The 2754-nt window shown below is 65.3% G+C and carries 2 protein-coding genes and 1 tRNA gene; 2 read left to right on the top strand and 1 reads right to left on the bottom strand.

Features of this window, described 5'->3' with window-relative positions:
- On the bottom strand, positions 1–1006 hold a 1006-nt coding region (gene murA / locus EPN98_RS04625; protein WP_293360987.1), incomplete at its 3' end, for a UDP-N-acetylglucosamine 1-carboxyvinyltransferase.
- A 332-nt stretch (positions 1007–1338) separates the two neighbouring features.
- Here murA and EPN98_RS04620 point away from each other — a divergent pair.
- A tRNA-Thr gene (locus EPN98_RS04620) sits at positions 1339–1413 on the top strand.
- 43 nt (positions 1414–1456) lie between these two features.
- The gene (locus EPN98_RS04615; protein WP_293360985.1) at positions 1457–2629 is read left to right on the top strand and encodes an MBL fold metallo-hydrolase; all 1173 of its coding nucleotides are present in this window, start codon (positions 1457–1459) and stop codon (positions 2627–2629) included.
- Positions 2630–2754: the final 125 nt, after the last annotated feature.

Below are 2754 nucleotides of genomic sequence, written 5' to 3'. Positions count from 1 at the left end.
GGTTCTCGAAGATCGTCTCACGGATCACGCTCTCGCCGTCGGCGAGCGTCATCAACGCCATGAACTGCGCCTGCAGGTCGGTCGCGAAGCCTGGATACGGATCGGTCGTCAGTTCGACGGCCTTCAATCGGCCCCCGTTGCGTTTCACCGTCAGGCCGTCGTTGTGCGATGTGACCTCGACCCCGGCTTCCACCATTTTATCGATCAGGGCCTGGATGAAATCGGAGCGCGTGCGCGTCAGCCGCACCTCGCCGCCCGCCATCGCCGCGGCCAGAGCATAGGTGCCCGTTTCGATGCGATCGGGCAGGACCGCGTGGCTCGCGCCGCTGAGCCGGCTGACACCCTCGATCGTGATCGTGGGCGTCCCTGCTCCGGTCACCTTCGCGCCCATCTTGTTGAGGCAGTCGGCCAGGTCGGTGATCTCCGGCTCGCAAGCCGCATTTCTCATCACCGTGACACCCTGGGCCAGAACCGCCGCCAGCAGCGTATGCTCGGTGGCGCCGACCGATACGAACGGAAAGTCCACCTCGCCGCCTGTCAGGCCACGCGGCGCCTGAGCGTAGACGTATCCCTCGTGCAGATCGATCTTGGCGCCCAGCGCTTCCAGCGCCTTGAGGTGCAGGTCCACCGGCCGGGCGCCAATGGTGCAGCCGCCGGGCAGCGACACCTTGGCCTGCCCGTTCCGGGCCAGCAAAGGGCCCAACACGTTGAATGAGGCCCGCATCTGTCGGACCAGATCGTAGGGGGCGAACCCGCTGACGATTTCACGGGTCGTCAGCAACGTCTCAGCGCCGTCGATCCCATCCGATTCGATTACCTCTGCGCCCAGGCGCTGGAGCAACCGACCCAGGAATCGCGTGTCCGCGAGCCGCGGCATGTTCGTCAGGCGCAGCGGCTCTTCGGTGAGCAGGCTGGCCGCCATCAGCTTGATGGCCGAGTTCTTGGCGCCGCTGATGGGGATCTCCCCCTCCAGCCGCGCGCCGCCGGTGATGGCGATGCGATCCAATAGCGATCCTTACGAGACACGTAACGGCCGCCTTTCATTGGCGGCCACAGGCGACGTATCTAGCGCGCGCGCCGCTGACGCGCCAAGCGGTCAATCTGTGGAGGTTTCTTGCGTCTTTGGCGCAGCCGGCGCGGGAACGCCTTTTCGACGCCGCAGGTTTGCCCGCAGCGCCTGGGCCAGCTTTGCTTCCCGCGAATCCAGGGGGCTTTTCGAGGGCTTGTCCTTGTCGGCCATCCCTTGCAGGTGCGGCGAGGCGTCTCGCGCGTCAAGCGCCCCCTGGTGGATTTGGGGGCTTCACGCCGCGCCCGGCTACCGCTATAGCGCCCGCCTTCGCCGCCGTAGCTCAGTGGTAGAGCGCATCCTTGGTAAGGCTGAGGTCGGCAGTTCAATCCTGCCCGGCGGCACCATCTCAAAGGGGTCTGGATATCCGTCCAGGCCCCTTTGTCCCTCATGAAACCGATTCATTTGACCCGCGCGCGTGCCGCGGGCTCCGCTTCGATCGTGTTCAAACTCGCCCTCACCTCATTGATCATGGCCTTGGCCGTCGCGCCGGCCAGGGTCACGCAATCCCCTGAACGGCCGCGTTCCGAGGACGGCTATTTTCAGGAGACGATCCGGGTCGCACCGGGCGTATGGACGTTCGCCGAGCCGCGGTTCCACGTGCAGCCCATCGGTAACGTGACATTGATCGAACAGGCAGACGGTCTGGTGCTGGTCGACTCGGGCGGGTCGCCCGGATCAGCCCGGCGCCTGATCGCCAAGATTCGCCGCCTCAGCTCCAAGCCGGTGAAGGCGGTCATCATCACGCACTGGCATGGCGACCATACCCAGGGCCTCGCCGAGATCCTCAAGGCCTGGCCCGCTGCCCGCACGATTGCGACGAAGGCCACCCAGGCGCACCTCCGTGACCGTAAGACAATGAACACGCCGGCGGTCTTCGAGCCGTCTGCGGACGACGCCTTCTACAAGCAGAACCAGGGCTTCCTCGCATACACCCAGACCATGGTCGAAAAGGCCCCCGATCCCGCCAGCAAGGCCGGCTGGTCAGCGGCTTCGCGGCTTTTCGCACAATACGCTGAGGACATGCGCGGCGCGGTCACGATCACGACCACCGAGGCCTTCGACGACCGCCTCGATATCCCCGATCGGCGGACGCCGATCGAGGTTCGCTACCTGGGACGCGCCAACACTGATGGCGATGCTGTGGTGTGGCTGCCGAAGCAGAGAGTGCTCGTAGTCGGCGACATCGTGGTCGCGCCCGTCCCGTTCGGCTTCGGCAGCTACCCGAGCGAGTGGATGCAAACTCTGGAGACGCTCCGGACCTATGACTTCAAGGTGCTCGTTCCCGGGCACGGCGCGCCTCAGCAAGACGGCGTCTATCTGGCGCGCATCGCCGCAGCGATTGGCGAGGTTCGCTCAAAGATCGCGCCTCTCGTTCGCCAGGGCGTCAGCCTGGACGATGCGAGGAAGCAGCTGGACTTCTCCAACCAGGCGCAGGGCTTCGTCGGCGCGGATCCCTGGCTGCGGCGCTGGTTCAAGGAGTATTGGATCGGACCCTTCCTGACGTCAGCCTACAAGGAAGCCCGCGGCGAACCGATCGTCCAGAGTCTCACGGGTGAATAATTTTACCCGGGCCTTATTGATTCCAGCGACGTCCGGGCGCATGCACGCCTGAATGGACGATCAGACGACATTCACGGCGTTTCAGGGACACCGACGACTGGCCCACGGCGGGCTTGCCGCCGTCG

The sequence above is a fragment of the Phenylobacterium sp. genome, assembly GCF_004299445.1.
Taxonomy (GTDB): domain Bacteria; phylum Pseudomonadota; class Alphaproteobacteria; order Caulobacterales; family Caulobacteraceae; genus Phenylobacterium.
Note: the sequence above shows the minus strand (reverse complement) of the source record. Positions and strands in the feature narration are given on the sequence as shown.